The 18,092-nt window shown below is 63.0% G+C and carries 11 protein-coding genes, 1 pseudogene and 1 riboswitch; of the genes and pseudogenes, 6 read left to right on the forward strand and 6 right to left on the reverse strand.

Going from position 1 to position 18,092, the window contains the following annotated elements; genetic code table 11:
• Window positions 1–379: 379 nt before the first annotated feature.
• Together mltA and ABQX22_RS26195 are read left to right on the forward strand one after the other, a co-directional pair.
• Window positions 380–1,543 carry a murein transglycosylase A gene (gene mltA / locus ABQX22_RS26190; RefSeq protein ID WP_349802784.1) on the forward strand — a complete coding sequence of 388 codons (1,164 nt, stop codon included), beginning with the start codon at window positions 380–382 and terminating at the stop codon, window positions 1,541–1,543.
• A 420-nt stretch (window positions 1,544–1,963) separates the two neighbouring features.
• Complete coding sequence (locus ABQX22_RS26195) at window positions 1,964–3,289, forward strand: OprD family porin (RefSeq protein WP_349802774.1); 1,326 nt, start codon at window positions 1,964–1,966, stop codon at window positions 3,287–3,289.
• 108 nt (window positions 3,290–3,397) lie between these two features.
• Here the strand turns inward: ABQX22_RS26195 and ABQX22_RS26200 are convergent, their stop codons facing one another.
• Together ABQX22_RS26200 and ABQX22_RS26205 are read right to left on the reverse strand one after the other, a co-directional pair.
• On the reverse strand, window positions 3,398–4,765 hold the full coding sequence (locus ABQX22_RS26200) for a sensor histidine kinase (RefSeq protein ID WP_349802775.1): 1,368 nt from the start codon (window positions 4,763–4,765) through the stop codon (window positions 3,398–3,400).
• The gene (locus tag ABQX22_RS26205; RefSeq protein ID WP_349802776.1) at window positions 4,755–5,444 is read right to left on the reverse strand and encodes a response regulator transcription factor; all 690 of its coding nucleotides are present in this window, start codon (window positions 5,442–5,444) and stop codon (window positions 4,755–4,757) included. The genes ABQX22_RS26200 and ABQX22_RS26205 overlap by 11 nt, the downstream gene beginning before the upstream one ends.
• Window positions 5,445–5,590: 146 nt before the next feature.
• On the opposite strand from ABQX22_RS26205, the gene ABQX22_RS26210 reads away from it, so the two are divergent.
• On the forward strand, window positions 5,591–6,130 hold the full coding sequence (locus ABQX22_RS26210; RefSeq protein ID WP_349802777.1) for a DinB family protein: 540 nt from the start codon (window positions 5,591–5,593) through the stop codon (window positions 6,128–6,130).
• A 57-nt stretch (window positions 6,131–6,187) separates the two neighbouring features.
• On the opposite strand, the gene mntP is transcribed toward ABQX22_RS26210, so the two are convergent.
• The 4 genes from mntP to ABQX22_RS26230 all read right to left on the reverse strand — a co-directional run bounded on the left by mntP (window position 6,188) and on the right by ABQX22_RS26230 (window position 14,784).
• Window positions 6,188–6,751, reverse strand: a complete 564-nt coding sequence (mntP, locus tag ABQX22_RS26215; RefSeq protein WP_349802778.1) for a manganese efflux pump MntP — start codon at window positions 6,749–6,751, stop codon at window positions 6,188–6,190.
• Window positions 6,750–6,929, reverse strand: a riboswitch (yybP-ykoY riboswitch). It overlaps the preceding gene by 2 nt.
• Before the next feature lie 50 nt (window positions 6,930–6,979).
• A complete protein-coding gene (locus ABQX22_RS26220) occupies window positions 6,980–9,232 on the reverse strand; it encodes a putative bifunctional diguanylate cyclase/phosphodiesterase (RefSeq protein WP_349802779.1) in 2,253 nt (750 codons plus the stop codon).
• Between the two features lie 195 nt (window positions 9,233–9,427).
• Complete coding sequence (locus ABQX22_RS26225) at window positions 9,428–10,612, reverse strand: DUF2252 domain-containing protein (protein WP_349802780.1); 1,185 nt, start codon at window positions 10,610–10,612, stop codon at window positions 9,428–9,430.
• A gap of 1,808 nt (window positions 10,613–12,420) precedes the next feature.
• Window positions 12,421–14,784 (reverse strand): DNA polymerase II, encoded by a 2,364-nt coding sequence (locus ABQX22_RS26230; protein WP_349802781.1) that lies wholly within the window; start codon window positions 14,782–14,784, stop codon window positions 12,421–12,423.
• A 167-nt stretch (window positions 14,785–14,951) separates the two neighbouring features.
• Here ABQX22_RS26230 and ABQX22_RS26235 point away from each other — a divergent pair.
• The 3 genes and pseudogenes from ABQX22_RS26235 to pcsA all read left to right on the forward strand — a co-directional run bounded on the left by ABQX22_RS26235 (window position 14,952) and on the right by pcsA (window position 17,957).
• Window positions 14,952–15,617: pseudogene (locus ABQX22_RS26235) on the forward strand (DUF3313 domain-containing protein).
• A 183-nt stretch (window positions 15,618–15,800) separates the two neighbouring features.
• Window positions 15,801–17,048: a M20/M25/M40 family metallo-hydrolase gene (locus tag ABQX22_RS26240; RefSeq protein ID WP_349802782.1), complete on the forward strand. Its 1,248-nt coding sequence runs from the start codon at window positions 15,801–15,803 to the stop codon at window positions 17,046–17,048.
• Between the two features lie 186 nt (window positions 17,049–17,234).
• Window positions 17,235–17,957 (forward strand): phosphatidylcholine synthase, encoded by a 723-nt coding sequence (gene pcsA / locus ABQX22_RS26245; RefSeq protein ID WP_349802783.1) that lies wholly within the window; start codon window positions 17,235–17,237, stop codon window positions 17,955–17,957.
• Window positions 17,958–18,092 lie beyond the last annotated feature (135 nt).

Consider the following 18,092-nt stretch of genomic DNA (forward strand, 5'->3'; position numbering starts at 1 on the left):
GAATGCACAGGTTTCACTGCCGCTGCGCGCCAGATCGCAGGCAAGCCAGCTCCCACGCCTTCGGCAGAAGCGGATCGTGGTGCGGCCTGGCATTTGATTCGTTTTGATCGTGCCCACGCTCTGCGTGGGGATGCAGATTATGACGCTCCGCGTCCGGCTGTTGATTCGGGCCGAAGGCCGTAGGAGCGCGCTTGCCCGCGATTACGATGATTCAGGCGCTAAAGATGCGGCGGATGTACCGGCCTCTTCGCGGGCAAGCGTGCTCCTACGCCTTCGGCTGAAGCCGTTACGTGATCGCGCCTTCAATGCGATTTGACGTCTCTGCCCACTTTCACCAAGCTACCGACCTCGATTTACCTTTCAGGAACTGTCCTGCGTGATGAAGCCAAGCCTGCACTGGCGCCGATTTGTATTGTGCGTCGCCCCTCTGATCGCCCTCCTCGCTGCCTGTGACGGCGGCGGGCCGAAACCCAAACCTTCTGAAGTGACGACCTACGTCAGCGTGGCCTGGGACAAACTGCCCGAGGTCAGCGACGAGGATCTGCTGGCCGGCTACAGCAGCTGGTTTTCGGCGTGCAAGCGTCTGGCCAAGGACAAGGTCTGGGGCCCGACCTGCGCCGCTGCGGCATCAGTCCCGCTGGACCCGGTTGCCGTGCGCGACTTTCTCCAGACCCAGTTGCAGGTGTACAGCCTGCGTTCCTCCGAACACGGCGCCAACGGCCTGATCACCGGTTACTACGAGCCGATCTACAACGGCAGCGAACAGCGCAACGATGAGCACTCGGTGCCGATCTACGGCGTGCCCGACGACCTGATCGTGGTCAATCTCGACAGCATCTACCCGGAACTCAAGGGCAAGCGCCTGCGCGGGCGGCTGGACGGTCGCGTGCTGCGGCCCTATGACGACGCCGCCACCATCGGCGAGAAAGGCGTGAACGCCCCCGTACTGGCGTGGCTGCGTTACCCCATGGACCTGCAATTCCTGCAGATTCAGGGCTCGGGCCGCGTGCAGCTGGAAAGCGGTCGCCAGTTGCGCATCGCCTACGCCGATCAGAACGGCCACCCGTACAAACCCATCGGCCGCTGGCTGGTGGAGCAGAACCAGTTGAAGAAAGACGAAGTGTCCATGGGCAAGATCAAGGCCTGGGCCGTGGCCAACCCGGACAAAGTGCCGGAACTGCTGGGCAGCAACCCGAGCTACGTGTTCTTCACCCTGCGCCCGGACAGCGACGAAGGCCCGCGCGGCTCGCTTAATGTCCCGCTGACCGCAGGCTACAGCGTCGCCATCGACCGCAAGGTCATCCCGCTGGGCAGCCTGTTGTGGCTGTCGTCTTCCAGGCCCGACGGCACACCGCTCACCCGTCCGGTGGCAGCTCAGGACACCGGCGGCGCCATCGCCGGCGAAGTGCGCGCCGACATGTTCTGGGGCACCGGCGACGCCGCAGGCGACCTGGCCGGCAACATGAAACAGCAAGGGCAAATCTGGATGTTGTGGCCCAAAGGGGCAGCCCTGCCGAATTCGGATAAACCTGCAGTGCCTTGAGAGTCAATCAATCTGTCCGCGCGCACTTCGCTTAATAGCACACATAAAAAAGCCGCCACTCCAAAGAGTGGCGGCAACTGTATTACGGAACAAATTGAGCGATGAGAGTCTCAATGACGATCACGCTAACATCGTTTTCCCTCCCCTTTTGGTTAAATATTCTTAACCAAACTCATGGCACTTTTTGACCTTTCCCGTACGGCAGTCATGCTACAAATACGGCACGCATGGACGGAGCTCAACTGCGGAAACACCTGAGCTCCAGCTGTCCACCAACAACATGCGACCGTGATACCCATATTGAACAACGCTGTTAGCACGCTGCCGTTTCGCGCCCGTAATACCTAAAAACTGACGCATACCGAACTTCTCGGCGTGGGTACTGTTTTGGGCGTCTATAAATCCAGGGGAAAGAAAGAAATGAATGTTAAGCATTGGAGCGCCATCGCACTTGCCGTGTCCTCGGCGTTGTCGCAAATGGCTTTTGCCGAAAGTGTCAGCAGTCAAGCCGATGCAAAAGGGTTCATCGAAGACGCCACTGCTACCGCCACGCTGCGCAACTATTACTTCAATCGCGACCGCAGCCACGGCGGCGCCGATAACCGCGACTGGACCCAGGGCATCATCAGTAATTTCAGCTCTGGCTTCACCCAAGGCACCGTCGGTTTCGGCGTTGACGTGTACGCCAACGGCGGCTTGAAACTCAGCGGCAAGGACGACGTTGGCGGCACCGGCAACCTGCCCCTTGACGACGACGGCACCCCGCAGGACAGCTACGGCTCTGTCGGTGGCGATGTGAAAGTACGCGTCTCCAAGACCCAGCTCAAATACGGCAACATGCAACCGACCGCTCCCGTGTTCGCCGTCGGCGGCAGCCGTTTGCTGCCCCAGACCGCCACCGGTTTTAACCTCAACAGCAGCGAGTTCGAGGGGCTGGACCTGGAAGCCGGTCGCTACACCAGCGCCGACAGCGGCCTGACCAGCAACCACGACCATGACATTTACGCGCTGTACGCCAACGTCACCGCGAAAAGCGCCACCTTCGCTGGCGGCAAGTACACCATCACCCCGAACTGGACCGCGACGCTGTACGGTTCCGAGTTCGAAGACGTGTGGCGCCAGTACTACGCCAACACCAACTACACCTTGCCGCTGACCGATGACCAGTCGCTGAACTTCGACCTCAACCTGTACCGCACGCTGGATGAAGGTCAGGCCAAAGCCGGCACGATCAACAACACCACGTATTCGGGCGCCGTGGCCTATTCATTCCTGGCTGCCCACACGTTGACCCTGTCGTTCCAGAAGGTCGATGGCGATACCCCGTTTGACTACCTGGCCACCGGCGACAACGGCGGCGGCGAAGGCGGCGACTCGATTTTCCTGAACAACTCGGTGCAGTGGTCTGACTTCAACGCCCCGAACGAGCTGTCGTTCGGCGCGCGCTATGACCTGAACATGGCCACCTACGGCGTACCGGGCCTGAGCTTCATGGCGCGTTACCTGAACGGTTCGAACATCGACGGCACTCACACCCCTGCCAACAGCCAATACGCCGGTTTGTACGGTGAAGATGGCAAGCACCACGAAACCGACGTCGAAGCCAAGTACGTGATTCAGAATGGTCCGGCCAAGGACCTGTCGTTCCGTATCCGCCAGGCATTCCACACCGCCAACGCCGATCAGGGCGAAGGCGATCTGAGCGAATTCCGTCTGATCGTCGATTACCCGATCACTTTGATGTAAACCCTGCTGCCCGGTAGTGATCGTTCCCACGCAGAGCGTGGGAACGATCAAATCGCGAGCAAGCTCCCTCCCACGGCCTCTAGGCAGAAACCGAAGCGTCATTCCCGCCTAAAGCGTGCGCGCCATCTCCAACACCACCCGCAATCCCGGCTCGGCGTCTTCCAGTCGCAACGTGCAGTGATGGGTGCGGGCCACGGCGGCGACGATCGCCAGTCCCAGCCCTGCGCCAGCGATGCCCTGCCCTTGCTCACCGCGACAGAATCGGTTCAGGACGCTCTCGCGTTCGGCCTGCGCAATGCCGGGTCCGTTGTCCTGCACCTCGATCCGCGTAGCACTGCCCTCCCCCGACAATCGCAACGCCACGCGGCCCCCGGCCGGGGTGAATTTGAGCGCGTTGTCCAGCAGGTTCATCAGCGCCTCGGCGAGCATTTCACGGTCGCCCAGCAGCGGCGCCACCGGGTGCTGCGACAGCGTCAGGGTGATACCGGCTTCCTGGGCCACCGCTTCGTAATCTTCGAACATCTCGCCCAGCAACTCCCCCGGTGAAAACCACGCCATGCCGGCGCTGCGGGCCTGGTTGTCGATCTCCGCGATGCGCTGCAACGCCCGAAACCGGCGCAGCAACACATCGGTGGCCACCAGGGCTTTTTCCAGCCGGGCCTGCTGCTTGTCTGCCGAGGCCTGGCCCCACTGCTCCAGCGTGCGGTGCAATTGCATGCGCAGGGTGTTCAGCGGCGTGCGCAGGTCGTGGGCGACGTTATCCCCCACACTCTTGACGTTCTCCAGCAGGCGCTGGACCTCTTCCATCATCTGGTTGACCAGCGCCGACAGCATGTCCAGCTCATCGCCGCGCCGGGACAGTGGCAGACGCTGGGACAGATCGCCCTCGGCAATCCGCCGGCTGACCACCTGCAGCGTGGCCACGCGGCGCAGCGGTTTGTAGCCCAGGAACGTGCCCAGCGCCAGGCCCGCCAGCACGATCAGGGTGCCGCTGAGCAACAGTGCATTGAGCAGGATGCCGCGCAGGTGGCTGAGGGTCTTGGTGTCAAACCCTACGAACAGAATCTGCCCCTGGGCCAGCCGTTGCCCCAGCGCGCGGGCCCCCTGCTGAAAGCCCGGCGCCCGCCACTCGTAGGATTTGCCATTGACCGGCAGGCCCTTGGGCAGCTTCATCACTTCCCCGCCCAGGTGCTGACCCGTGGCGCTGAACAGACCGTAGTAATACACGTTGCGCAGGTCACCCATGGCCAGCCGGTCGAGTTCACCCGGCAGCTGATCCGGCTCCACGTACAACAAGGCGCGCACCTGGCCCTGCAGATTGCCGTCGGCCTGGCGCATCAGGTAACTCGACATCTGCCAGTAGATCAGGCTCACCAGCGCTACGACGCCCAACAGCAGCGCCCCGGAATAGATGACCGACAAGCGAAAGGTGGTGGTTCGACGCAGGCGCGGTGCGAGGCTGGGGTCAAGCCGCATCGTGGTGCCCGAGGACAAAACCCGAGCCGCGCCGGGTCACGATGGTCAGCTGGCAGCTCAGGGCTTCGAGCTTGCGCCGCAGCCGGGTGAGGTGGACATCGATCAGCTTGGTGCCGGGGTCGAAATGGTAGCCCCACACGGCCTCGAAGATCAGCGAGCGGGTCACGACCTTGCCGGCGTTGCGCATCAGAAATTCCAGCAAGCGGAATTCAGTGGCCGGCAATGCGGCATGTTGCTCGCCACATGCCACCGTACGGTGCAATAAATCCAGTTGCAGGTCGGCGACGCGCAACCAGGTTTCCCGGCATTCAGCCGGCTCGTTGCGGCGCAGCAGCACCTCTACCCGGGTGGTCATTTCTTCGGACACGAACGGCTTGACCAGATAATCATCGCCACCCGCCCGCAGGCCACGAATCCGCTCGTCGACGTCGCTCAACGCGCTGATCATCATCACCGGCGTGCGATTGCCGGCTTCGCGCAGGGCGGTGACCACCCCCAGCCCGTCGAGACCGGGCAGCATGCGGTCGAGGGTGATGACATCGAATTCCCCTTCCAGCGCCCGGGCCAGTCCGCGAGAACCATCACTGACGCACTCCACCTGAAAACCGCCGCGGCTGAGTTCAGAAGCAATCTCCTGAGCGGTGTCCGTGTCGTCTTCTATACACAGTGCTTTGAGCATCGGCCCTCCCTTGTGTGCAACATCACGTTTCAAACAGCGGGCCAGTCTACGGCCATGGGGCATGGGCATGCGAAAATCGTGCACGCCGGATGGTGGCCCTCAACTATGCTCTGCCGTATCGACCCACCTGCGTGACGAGCACCGCCATGAACTACTTTCTCGCGCAAGCCCTGAATAACCTGTGGGCCAATCACCGTCTGCTGGCCGCGTGCGAAGGGTTGAGCGACACCGACTACAAGGCGCCGCGCTGCGGATTTTTTCCGTCGATCCAGCACACCCTCTGCCACATCCTCGATGTCGACGATTACTACCTGGCCGCGCTGTCGGGGGACCTGGCCGGACAAAGCGCGCCGTCTTGCCCGAGCCGGACGTTTCTCGAGCTGGCAGCCCTGCAACGGACCACGGACCGTCTGCTGGTGCGGTTCTGCGCGGGGGTGGTTGGCGAACGGGCGGCGCAAACGGTCAGGCTGGACCGGGCGGATGGCATCTGCGAAGAACGGATCGACCGTCTCCTGCTGCACCTGTTCGAGCATCAGATTCATCATCGCGGCCAGGTCCACGCCATGCTGTCGGGCACCCCCGTAGCGCCGCCGCAACTGGATGAGTTTTTCCTGGAGGCCGACGGCCGTTTGCGCGAAGAGGACATGCGCGTGCTGGGCTTGAACGAGGCTGACATCTGGCCGTAGCGCGGGGCGACGTCACCGCTTGCGCGCCGAGCTCAGGGTCAGCCTGCCGAGAGAGGATCAGGCGCTCAAATGCTCGTACAGGATGGTGGCGCCGACCACCATCAGGACGAGGCCGCCAATGATTTCCGCGCGTTTGCCCACCACGGTGCCCAGCACCCGACCCAGCATTACGCCCAGGGTCACCATGGTCATGGTGGCCACACCGATGGCGGCCGCCGCGACGAAAATATTCACGTCGACAAACGCCAGGCCCACGCCCACGGCCAGCGCATCGATGCTGGTGGCAAAGGCCGTGACGGCCAGGATCATGAAGGAATGCTGGGTGGGTTTTTCTTCGGCTTCTTCTTCGTGCTTGAGGCCGTTGTAGATCATGTGCAGGCCCAGCACCAGCAGCAGGGTGAAGGCAATCCAGTGATCCCAGCTCTCAACGAAACGCGAAGCGGCCTGGCCGACGCCCCAGCCGATGATGGGCGTGATGCCTTCGATCACGCCAAAGATCAGACCGGTGCGCAGGGCCTCGAGGAAACGCGGTTTGTGCAGGCTGGAGCCTTTGCCGATGGCGGCCGCAAACGCGTCCGTGGACATGGCCAGGGCGAGAAAAATCAGGGAAATGGGGTTCACGGTTGTTTCCAGTCGGGCCATGAGTCAACGACACAACCACACGCCCGACTTTAGGCATGGAAGTGTCGCTGGTCTCACCAACCGAAAACGGTGTTCGCACCACGGCAGGTTGCCGAGAATGTTGACACGAACGCTTCTGCAGTGACGCAAAAGCAGGTTACTCCCCAACGAAGGTGCGCAGTCTAGACACTGCGATGTGAAAAAAACATTAATAATTGCGCAATCACCTCAACGGGTGGTCCAGGCGCGCAACAAGGTGCTCACTTCTTCGGCGCGAACCGGGGGGCTGAACAGGTAACCCTGCACATACGGACACTCCATTTCCTTGAGCCGTTGAAGCTGCGCCAGCGTTTCGACGCCCTCGGCGACAATGCCCAGGTTCAACGTCCGGCCCAGGGACAGGATGCTTCGCACGATGGCGTCACAGCGGTCGAAGGACATCATTCGGGTGACGAACGACCGGTCGATCTTGATCGCATCCAGCGCATAGCGGTCGATGTAGCCCAGCGAACTGTAGCCGGTGCCGAAGTCGTCCAGCGCCACACGGATGCCCAGCGCTCGAACACCCTCCAGCACAGCGGCGGTGGCCTCGGGCTCATGGAGAAACACCGACTCGGTGATCTCGATCTGAAGTTCGTGGGCGGACACGCCGGTGGCGGCCAGTATCCTTTCGACCTGGGCGAGGTACCCCGGCCGGGTGAGTTCGATGCCCGACACGTTGACGTTCAGGTGCAGTTTCAGCGACGAGAATTCCTGCTTCCAGCGCTGCAGTTCGCAGCACGCCTGGTGCATCACCCAATGGCCCAGTTCATGGATCACGCCGTTGTCTTCGGCCACCGAGATAAACACATCCGGCGGGACGTGGCCCAACTCGGGGTGCAGCCACCGGACCAGCGCTTCGACGCCGCTGATTTCCCCGGTCTTGACGTTGTAGATCGGCTGATAGACCACCGACAATTCGTCGCGGGGAATGGCCTGCTTGAGGGCGTTCTGCATGAGCAAGGCGTCAACCGCAGCCTTACGCATCGACGCGTCGAAAATCATCCAACGGCCCCGCCCTTCTTTCTTGGCGGCGTACATGGCGACGTCGGCGTCGCGCAGCAGATCCTCGGGGGACTGGTGGGTCGCGTCTGCGGTCACGATACCCAGGCTGCACGAGGTGAAAATGTCGTGGCCGTCGATCACCACCAGCTGGCTCAGTTGGTTGACCACGCGCTGGGCCAGCTCCACGGCCAGGGCTACCTGGTTGTCCCCCGTCAGCAGGATGGCAAACTCGTCGCCGCCGACGCGGGCAAAGATGTCCTCTTCCCGGACGCAGCTTTCCAGGCGCCGAGCCACCACCTTCAACAGGTGATCCCCCGCCCGGTGGCCCAGGCTGTCGTTGACGAACTTGAAGCGGTCCAGGTCGAGAAACAGCACCGTGGCGGCCGGGGTCTGCTGCGGCAGCGTATCGCCATTGAAGATGTTCAGCAGCCGTGACATGAGGTAGGCGCGGTTGTGCAGTTCGGTCAGATCATCGTGAAACGCTGCGTAGGACAGTTCTTCCTCGATGCGCTCGCGTTCCAGCAGCCGGGTCTCCAGGGCGACCTTGGCGTCGCGGTCGGCCTGGGCCTGGCGCAGCACCTGCTCGGCGTCCTTGCGCTCAGTGATGTCGCGTTGCACCGACACCCAATGGGTGAACCAGCCGCGCTCGTTCGCCACGGGAACAATGCTCAGCTGTACCCAGAACCGGCTGCCGTCTTTGCGGGCGTTGATCAGTTCCACTTCGACCGGCTGCCACGTCTCCAGCGCTGCACGAATCACGTCCAGGGTCGCGCGGTTGGTCTCGTCGCACTGCAGGATGCGCGGTGTCATGCCGATCACTTCCGATGCAGCGAACCCGGTCACGGCCAGGAAGGCGGGGTTGCAATAGACAATTTTCGGCCCGGGCTGATTGATCGGCTCGGCCTGGGTGATGAGGATGGCATCCTTGGCGTGCACGACCACCGATTCGAGCAGGCGCAGACGTTCCAGCGCCGGATCAGCCTTGGGCAACGACGGGGCGTGTGTAGCGACGACCATCTCGCTGAGGATGGCGCCGTGAGTGTGCAGGGCGTAGGTCTGGGCCGCACTCAGGCGCTGTTGCGGTTCGGCACTGCCGACCAGCAGCACGCCGAGCAATTGCCGGTCGGCGCCGCGTACCGCAATGCCCACCAGAAAGCCTTCGGCGAACTGCATGAACCGGTGAAACAGAATCGGGACGACCTGCCCGCCGACTTCCGTGATCACGATCAGATCGTCGTGGGCAATGGCGCCCCGAAGAAAGTGTTCGGTGGAGGACTCCAGCACCAGGCCTTCCGGGGCGTTGTAACCGGCAATCACTTGCCATTTCTCCGGCAGCCCGCCGATCAACAGGCTGCGCGTGCAGTGCGCCGAGCGCGCAGCGGCCTGCACCAACAAAGCCAACGCGTCCGTGCGCTGAGTAATTGCGTCTTTTACCATTTCAATCGCCTACGAAGTCGCCCGGTGGAAAGCTGAACCATGGCGCAAAAGATATCACTTAGCTACTACCGCGGATGGCCGTTATGACTAATGGTGGGGGGAACGGCGCATATACATGCGCCGGCCCATTCAGTTGATTAACCGATCACAGACAAGTTCACCCAGTTGGATGCGGACTCGTCTAACAGGGGTCGGTCAGTGCTGCATGGCATAGCGGCGACAGTGCTCCAGATAGCCGCGTTCATGGCTGCCCACCAACTGCACGACACTGCTCCAGAGCCACGAGGGGGCGTCGAGGGTCTGGGTGCGGTTGGCCTGCAAATCGTTGATCCACGACGCGCGGGTCGGCGCATCCATCTGCCGGGCGTGCGCCAGACCCACCACCCGGGCCAGATAGCCGGCGGCGCGCATGGCTTCACGCTGGCTCAACTGGTCCAGTTCAAGCTTCATGTCCTGGGGCAGCAACTCGCGAATGAAGAAGCCACGGTCGAGCATGCGGGTGGCGATCATGCGATTGCCGAGCCCTGGGGACAGGAACCGGGCGCCTTCCACCACGCGTTTGCCGTTGTCCCGTGGCATGGAGGTTCTGGAGGCGCGAGGCGCCGCGGCGGCCACGGCTTCCTTGATGTCGAGCAGGCAATATTCCTGATCGTCATCGTCGCCCACGCCCAACAGCACCGCGTAACGACTCAAGCCCAGCGAACTGCAGCCCTTGACCCAATACGCCGAATCCAGCAGCTCAACGTGATCGTCCTTGGACCGCCCTTTGAGCGAGGTCACCAGGGTATGAATCTCCTGGGTGGCGCACAGGGTCTTGAGGGCGTCGCGTTCCGGCTTGGACAGCCCCCAGAAATGCTTGCCCAGGGGAATCGTGGGGCGTGTGTCTTCAATCCGTTCCTGCGCCAGGTGTTTCCAGGTGCGCCGGACCGCGCTTCGCATGCCCGCCTTCACCTGCTGCGGCCGAGGCGGCTCTTGATCGACGTCATCCTCGAAGGCTTGTTCGTAGCCCTGCATCATCTCTTCGAGCATGCGCGCGGTGGCAACGCCCGGCAGGTCAGAACCCCGGGCGGCGGTGGCCAGTGACAGCGCCAGCCGAACCAGATCGTGGGCCGGGTTGCCGATCACGGTCTGGTCCAGGTCGCGAATATGGATGTCGATCCGCCCTTTCAGATCCCCGGTGGGGCCGAGGTTACCGGCATGGCAGTCGCCACAGATCCACACCGGCGGCCCGCTGGGCAGGCGCTTGCCGGACTGGCTTTGCAGCCACTCGTAAAACTGCACGGTACTGCCCCGCACATACGCGTGGGCCGACTGCGCCATCTTGAGGTTGCGAAGCTGATTGAGGGGTTCGATACGCGCGGAGGGACGAGGTGTTTTCATGGGAAATTCTTGATGGGGATATTCTCGTTGACCTGTCCCCTCGCCCAGATGTTTCAAGTTATTACAAAACACGTTAATTCTGGCGGTTTTTTTCCGGGGAAATTAAGTTTTGCAGGCGCGCCTGCGTCCAGTCCCTTGGAGCGGTGGCGGACCACAGTGGCTTTTGATTCTGCCCGGAGGGCGTGGGAGCTGGCTTGTCCCGCGATTGGCTGCGCAGCAGTCATGAAACCATGCGCTCGAGGTGTGTCAGGTGAAACCGCATGTGCAGGTTTTGCTGCCGCTTCGCGCCAAATCGCAGGACAAGCCAGCTCCCACGCCCTCCGGGCAGAAGCGGATCGACGTTGGCTTTTGATTCTGGCCGCAGGCCGTGGGAGCTGGCTTGTCCTGCGATGGGGCGCGAAGCGGCCCTGAAACCAGACGCCGAGGTGTGTCAGGTGGAACCGCATTCTCAGGTTTTGCTGCCGCTTCGCGCCAGATCGCGGGCAAGCCACGCTCCCACGCCCTCCGGGCAGAAGCGGATTGAAGTTGGCCTTTGAGATCGTGGACACGCTCCACATGGGCACGCCGCTCATGACGCTCCGCGTCCGGCTTTTGATTCTGGCCGCAGGCCGTGGGAGCTGCCTTGTCTCTGGGCCGCAGTCGGACGATGGGGCGCGAAGCGGCCCTGAAACCAGACGCCGAGGTGTGTCAGGTGGAACCGCATTCTCAGGTTTTGCTGCCGGTCCCCGGCAGATCGCGGGCAAGCCACGCTCCCACGCCCTCCGGGCAGAAGCGGATTGAAGTTGGCCTTTGAGATCGTGGCCACGCTCCACATGGGCACGCCGCTCATGACGCTCCGCGTCCGGCTTTTGATTCTGGCCGCAGGCCGTGGGAGCTGGCTTGTCCTGCGATTGGCTGCGCAGCAGTCATGAAACCATGCGCTCGAGGTGTGTCAGGTGGAACCGAATGTGCAGGTTTTACTGCCGCTTCGCGCCAGATCGTCCGATTGCGGCCTAGAGACAAGCCACGCTCCCACGCCCTTCGGGCAGAAGCGGGACTGCGGTAGCTTTTGATTCTGGCCGCAGGCCGTGGGAGCTGGCTTGTCCTGCGATGGGGCGCGAAGCGGCCCTGAAACCAAACACCGGGGTGTATCAGGTGGAACCGCATTCTCAGGTTTTACTGCCGCTTCGCGCCAGATCGCGGGCAAGCCACGCTCCCACGCCCTCCGGGCAGAAGCGGGACTGCGTTGGCTTTTGATTCTGGCCGCAGGCCGTGGGAGCTGGCTTGTCCTGCGATGGGGCGCGAAGCGGCCCTGAAACCGGACGCCGAGGTGTGTCAGGTGGAACCGCATTCGCAGGTTTTGCTGCCGCTTCGCGCCAGATCGTCCGATTGCGGCCCAGAGACAAGCCACGCTCCCACGCCCTCCGGGCAGAAGCGGGACTGCGTTGGCTTTTGATTCTGCCCGCAGGCCGTGGGAGCTGGCTTGCCCTGCGATGGGGCGCGCAGCGGCCCTGAAACCAGACGCCGAGGTGTGTCAGGTGGAGCCGCATTCGCAGGTTTTGCTGCCGGTCCCCGGCAGATCGCAGGACAAGCCAGCTCCCACGCCCTCCGGGCAGAAGCGGATTGAAGTTGGCCTTTGAGATCGTGGCCACGCTCCGCGTGGGAATGCCGCTTATGACGCTCCGCGTCCGGCTTTTGATTCTGGCCGCAGGCCGTGGGAGCTGGCTTGTCCTGCGATGGGTCCGGGGTCGCGTCCGACCGCAGCGGCCCTGAAACCAGACGCCGAGGTGTGGCAGGTAAACCGTATCCATCGCAGCCAACGCCACCGCTCAAAACAACCCCAACTGCCCACCCACCAGCTTGCCGAAATCATCCTGCACGAAGGGCAATATCGCGTCGGCCACCGGTTGCAGCTGGCGGGTGATGTAGTGGTCGTAGTCGATGGGGGCGGTGCGGATTTCCAGGGGTTCGGGGCCGGCAACGGTGATCACGTAGCGGATCCAGCCGCGGTTCTGGTACTGCAACGGCCGGCCGTGCTGGCGGTTGTAGTCATCGGCCAGGCGCGCAGCGCGCACGTGGGGCGGGACGTTGCGTTCGTAGTCGTCCAGCGCGCGGCGCAGGCGTTTGCGGTAGATCAACTGATCGTCCAGCTCCCCGGCCAGGGTCCGGCGCACGATATCGCGCACGTAATCCTGATACGGCCGCCGACTGAAAATCCGCAGGTACAGCTCCTGCTGGAAGGCCCGGGCCAGCGGCGACCAATCGGTGCGCACGGTTTCGAGACCCTTGTAGACCATTTCGTCCTCGCCGTTGGCCCGAGTGACCAGCCCGGCATAGCGTTTCTTGCTGCCCTCCTCCGCGCCGCGAATGGTCGGCATCAGAAAGCGCTTGAAATGGGTCTCGAATTGCAGCTCCAGCGCGCTGTCCAGGCGGTATTCCAGCTGCAGATGCTCGCGCCACCACCGGTTGACCCGATCCACCAGCGTCTTGCCGATCAGTGCGGCCTCCTCCTGGCCGTGGGCACGCTTGAGCCAGACGAACGTGGAATCGGTGTCGCCGTAGATCACCTCATAACCCTGGTCTTCGATCAGCTTGCGGGTCTGCTGCATGATCTCGTGGCCGCGCAGGGTGATCGACGAGGCCAAGCGGGTATCGAAGAAGCGGCAGCCGCTGGAGCCGAGCACGCCGTAAAAGGCGTTCATGATGATTTTCAGCGCCTGGGACAGCGGCGCGTTGTGCTCACGCTTGGCCGCCTCGCGCCCTTCGGCCACCCGGGACACAATCGCCGGCAGGCAATGCCGCGTACGCGAAAACCGCCCGCCGCGAAACCCCGGCACGGTGTCCCCATCATCAGGCTGGCGCAAGCCCTCCACCAGCCCCACCGGGTCAATGAGGAAGGTGCGGATGATCGACGGGTACAGGCTTTTGTAATCCAGCACCAATACCGACTCATACAGACCGGGCCGGGATTCCATGACGAAGCCGCCGGGGCTGGCCTCGGGCATGCGCTCGCCGAGGTTGGGCGCCACGAACCCCTGGCGGTGCATCAGCGGCATATAAAGATGCTCGAACGCCGCCACCGAACCGCCACTGCGATCGGCCGGCAACCCCGTGACCGTCGCCCGTTCCAGCAAAAACGTCAGCAGTTCGGTCTTGTGGAAAATCCGCGTGACCAGTTCGCAGTCTTTCAGGTTGTAGGTCGCCAGGGCCGGCTTGTCTTCGGCGAACATGCGGTTGATCTCGTCCATGCGCTGGTAAGGATTATTGATGGCCTTGCCTTCGCCCAGCAGGGTCTGCGACACATTCTCCAGACTGAACGACGGGAAACTCCAGGTCGCCGAGCGCAGGCCTTCGATGCCGTCGATGATCAGACGCCCGGCGGCGGAGGCGAAAAAGTGGTTGTTGCCGGCGCCATGTTCGCGCCAGCCCATGACCTCCCCGCCCCGCCCCAGACGCAACGGCACCTTCAGCCGTTGCGAGTGTTCGTGGAGGATGCGCAGGTCGAACTGGATGACGTTCCAGCCGATGATCGCGTCCGGGTCATGCCGCGCCATCCACTCGTTCAGCCGCTCCAGCAATTGCTTGCGGCTGTCGCAGTAGTCGAGCTTGAAGTCCACGTGAGCGTCATCGCCATTGGCCGGGCCGAGCATGTACACCTGCCGCTCGCCGCAGCCCTCCACCGCGATGGAATACAGGGCGCCATGCTCGGTGGTTTCGATGTCCAGCGAGCACAGCCTCAGGGTCGGGCGGTAGCCGGTGGCGGGTTTGAGCTGGGCGTCGAGCCATACGCCGTCGGCGTCCGGTGTGCCGCTGAACAGCACCGGCGCGGTGATGAAGCGCTCCATCAGGTAACGCTCCGGCGGCCGGACGTCGGCTTCGTAGACGTCGACGCTGGCCTTGCGCAGGTCTTTTTCCAGGTTCATCAACTGCCGGTGCTGACGGGTATAGAGCCCCATCACCGGGCGGTGACGAAAGTCGCACAACTGCAGCGGCTTGAGTTCGACGTCACGCTCGTTGCGCAACACCGCTTCGGCGCGCTCGCGATGGATTTCGGGGATGAACGCCACGGAGGTCTGGTACGGCAGGCGCACGAGCCTGGGACCGTCATCGGTGGCCAACCAGAATTCGACTTCAGTGCCTGCCGCGGTGTCGCGCCAATGCCGGGTCAGGACTAAGCCCTGCTGTAGATCCACCGTTGCAACCTCACGAAGCGCTTTTCAAGCCGTGATTCTACGGTGATCGCTGTGGGAAAGCGCGCCGGGAGAGGCCGGATTATTGAGCTAGCCTTGATGGACCGTTTGCCGTCGTCCGCCGCACCCTCACCCCACACCACCGAAGGGAGTCACGCATGAACACGTTAATGGGCCACACGTTGCTGTGCTGCGCGCTGTTGGGACTGGGCGGTTGCGCCGGTTCCCAGGTGGACCCGAGCCAGTATTCCGGGTTTCTCAAGGATTACAGCCGGCTCAAACCGGCTGAAAGCGCAACCGGGGCGCCAGTCATGCGCTGGATCGACCCCGAGGTGAAACTGAGCCGCTACACCTAGGTGTACATCGAGCCGAGCCAGTTCTACCCCAAACCCCAGCCCACCGCAGTGATCTCTGCCCAGACCCTGCAAGCCATCACTCGCTATTTCGACACCGCGCTCAAGCGTGAGCTGGGCAAGGACATGCCTCTGGCCCAGGGCCCCGGCCCGAACACAATCGTGGTGCGCCCGGCGATCACTGCGGTCTCCACCCACACCGAAGGGCTCAAGCCCTATGAAGTGGTGCCCATTGCGCTGGTCGCTGCGGCGGTGAACACCGCTGCCGGCGGTCGCGACCAGAACGTCGAGATCGCCACGGAAGCCGCATTCCTCGATGCCGACAGCCACAAGGTGCTGGCCCAGGTGGTGCGCAAGGGCAGCGGCACCTCGCTGGAAAACGACACGACGCAACTGTCCGTCGATAACGTCAAACCGGTACTGGATGGTTGGGCCACCGACATGCGGCTGAGTTATGAAAAGCTCAAGGCGGGCAGTCAATAAGCATTTGTCTGGCGCTGCGGTGGCCTCTGTAGGCGCGAACGTGTTCGCGAAGGCGGACGACGCGGTGTGTCAGCGCTGACGTCTCGCCAACGAGTTGGCTCCTACAGAGTGAACTGCACCCCGGGAACAACCGGCGCACAAGCGTATCTCAACACCACTCGCACATCATCTGAGGGATCCAGCATGCTCGTTCGACGTTCACCGCTTGCGGCGGCCATGGCGCTGTCGCTGTTTTCATTGACGGCACTCGCCGCCCCCCTGCCCCCCGATCAATTGCTGAAGAACGCCCAGGCCGAGCAGAAAGCCTACCTGGCTACGGTCAAGCAACTGGTGGACATCGACACCGGCACCGGCCAGGCCCCCGGCCTGAAAACCGTGAGCGCGGTGTTGGTCGAACGCCTCAAGGCGCTGGGCGCCGAGGTAAAGACGAGCCCCGCCACCCCGTCGGCCGGCGACAACATCGTCGGCACCATCAAGGGCACCGGCACCAAAACCTTTTTGCTGATGATCCACTACGACACCGTGTTCGGACCGGGCACGGCGGCGAAACGCCCGTTCAAGATAGACAGCGAGCGGGCCTATGGGCCGGGTGTGGCCGACGCCAAGGGGGGCGTGGCGATGGTGCTGCATGCGCTGAAACTGCTGCAGGACGAGAAATTCAAAGACTTCGGCACCCTCACCGTGCTGTTCAACCCGGATGAAGAAACCGGCTCCAGCGGCTCGAAAAAAATGATCGCCGATCTCGCCCGCCAGCACGACTACGTGTTCTCCTTCGAGCCGCCGGACAAGGACGCGGTGACGGTGGCCACCAACGGCATCAATGGCGTGTTCCTCGACGTTAAGGGCAAGTCCTCCCACGCCGGTTCCGCACCGGAGGCCGGGCGCAACGCGGCCATGGAACTGGCCCATCAGATGCTGCAACTCAAGGACCTCGGTGATCCGGCCAAAGGCACCACGGTGAACTGGACCCTGATCAAGGGCGGCGAGAAGCGCAACATCATTCCGTCCAGCGCCTCCGCCGAAGGGGATATGCGCTACTCGGACCTGGCCGAGAGCGACCGTGTCCTCGCCGACGGCCAGCGCATCGTCCAGCAAAAGCTCATCGACGGCACCGAAGTGACGTTCCGCCTGGACAAGGGCCGCCCACCGCTGGCGAAAAATCCCGGCTCCGAACAACTGGCCAAAACCGCCCAAGGGCTGTACCGCGAGATCGGCCGCGACATCGAGCCCATCGCCATGCGCTTCGGCACCGACGCCGGTTACGCCTACGTGCCGGACAGCGCCAAACCGGCGGTGCTGGAGACCATGGGCGTGGTCGGGGCCGGGCTGCATGCCGATGACGAATACATGGAGCTGTCGAGCATCGCGCCACGGCTGTACCTGACCACCGCGCTGATCATGCAGCTGTCCGACGCCTCGACTGCGCCTTAGAACGCTGCGCGGGCGGGGGCTGATCCGGCGCCCGCTGCGGGGCGTTGTGCAGTTGATACTGGACAGCATCGCCACGGTCAGTGAACCTTAGCGCCCAACAGCCGGTCGATACCTGCACCTTTTACCCGCCCGCCCCTGGTTTCAACGCCACGGGGCGGGCGGCTTTTTTCCAAGGAGACACCCCTTTTGATATCCGAACACCGCAAAACCAGGCTTAAAGCATGGGGCGCGCACGGTTTTACTGCCACCGGTGTGGTCATCGCTTTCCTGGCGACCATCGCCTTGTTCGACGATTCCCCCAAGGGTTGCATGCTGTGGCTGGGCCTGGCGTTGGTGGTGGACGGCGTCGACGGCTCCCTGGCGCGCAAATTCAACGTGCAGTCGGTGTTGCCCAGCTTCGATGGCTCGGTGCTGGACCTGGTGATCGATTACCTGACCTACGTGTTCATCCCGGCGTTGTTCATGTACCGCTACCTGCCGCTGCCGGAATACACGGTGCTGCTGTCCACGGCGATCATTCTGGTGTCGTCGCTGTTCTGCTTCTGCAACACCGAAATGAAGAGCAAGGACAACTACTTCCAGGGCTTTCCGGCGGCGTGGAACGTGGTGGTGCTGTGTGTCTACATCATTCAGCCGACGCCGTGGGTGACGTTCCTCACCATCATCGGCCTGGCCCTGCTGACCCTGACCCGCATGAAGTTTCTGCACCCGTTTCGCGTGCGCCGCTTCATGCCGATCAACATCGCGGTCACCACCGTCTGGTTGCTGTGCAGCCTGGCGCTGGTCATCAAGCACCCCGACAACAGCGGCTTTCTGATGGGCCTGTGGTACCTGGCCTCGGCGTACTTTCTGGGTGTGTGCTTCTGGCGCACGTCGCTGGAGTGGTTTGACAAGGCGCGGGCTCGGTAACGCCTTCGCGCCATGCGCAGATTTCGGGACAATCGCGATCCCCTGTAGGAGCTGACGAGCCCGTGCGCGTCACGTGTGCGCCGCCCGGACGGGGCAGCCCCACGCGGGAGATTTCACTGCCGTCACTGACACGGA

The organism is Xanthomonas sp. WHRI 1810A (genome assembly GCF_040202885.1).
Taxonomy (GTDB): domain Bacteria; phylum Pseudomonadota; class Gammaproteobacteria; order Pseudomonadales; family Pseudomonadaceae; genus Aquipseudomonas.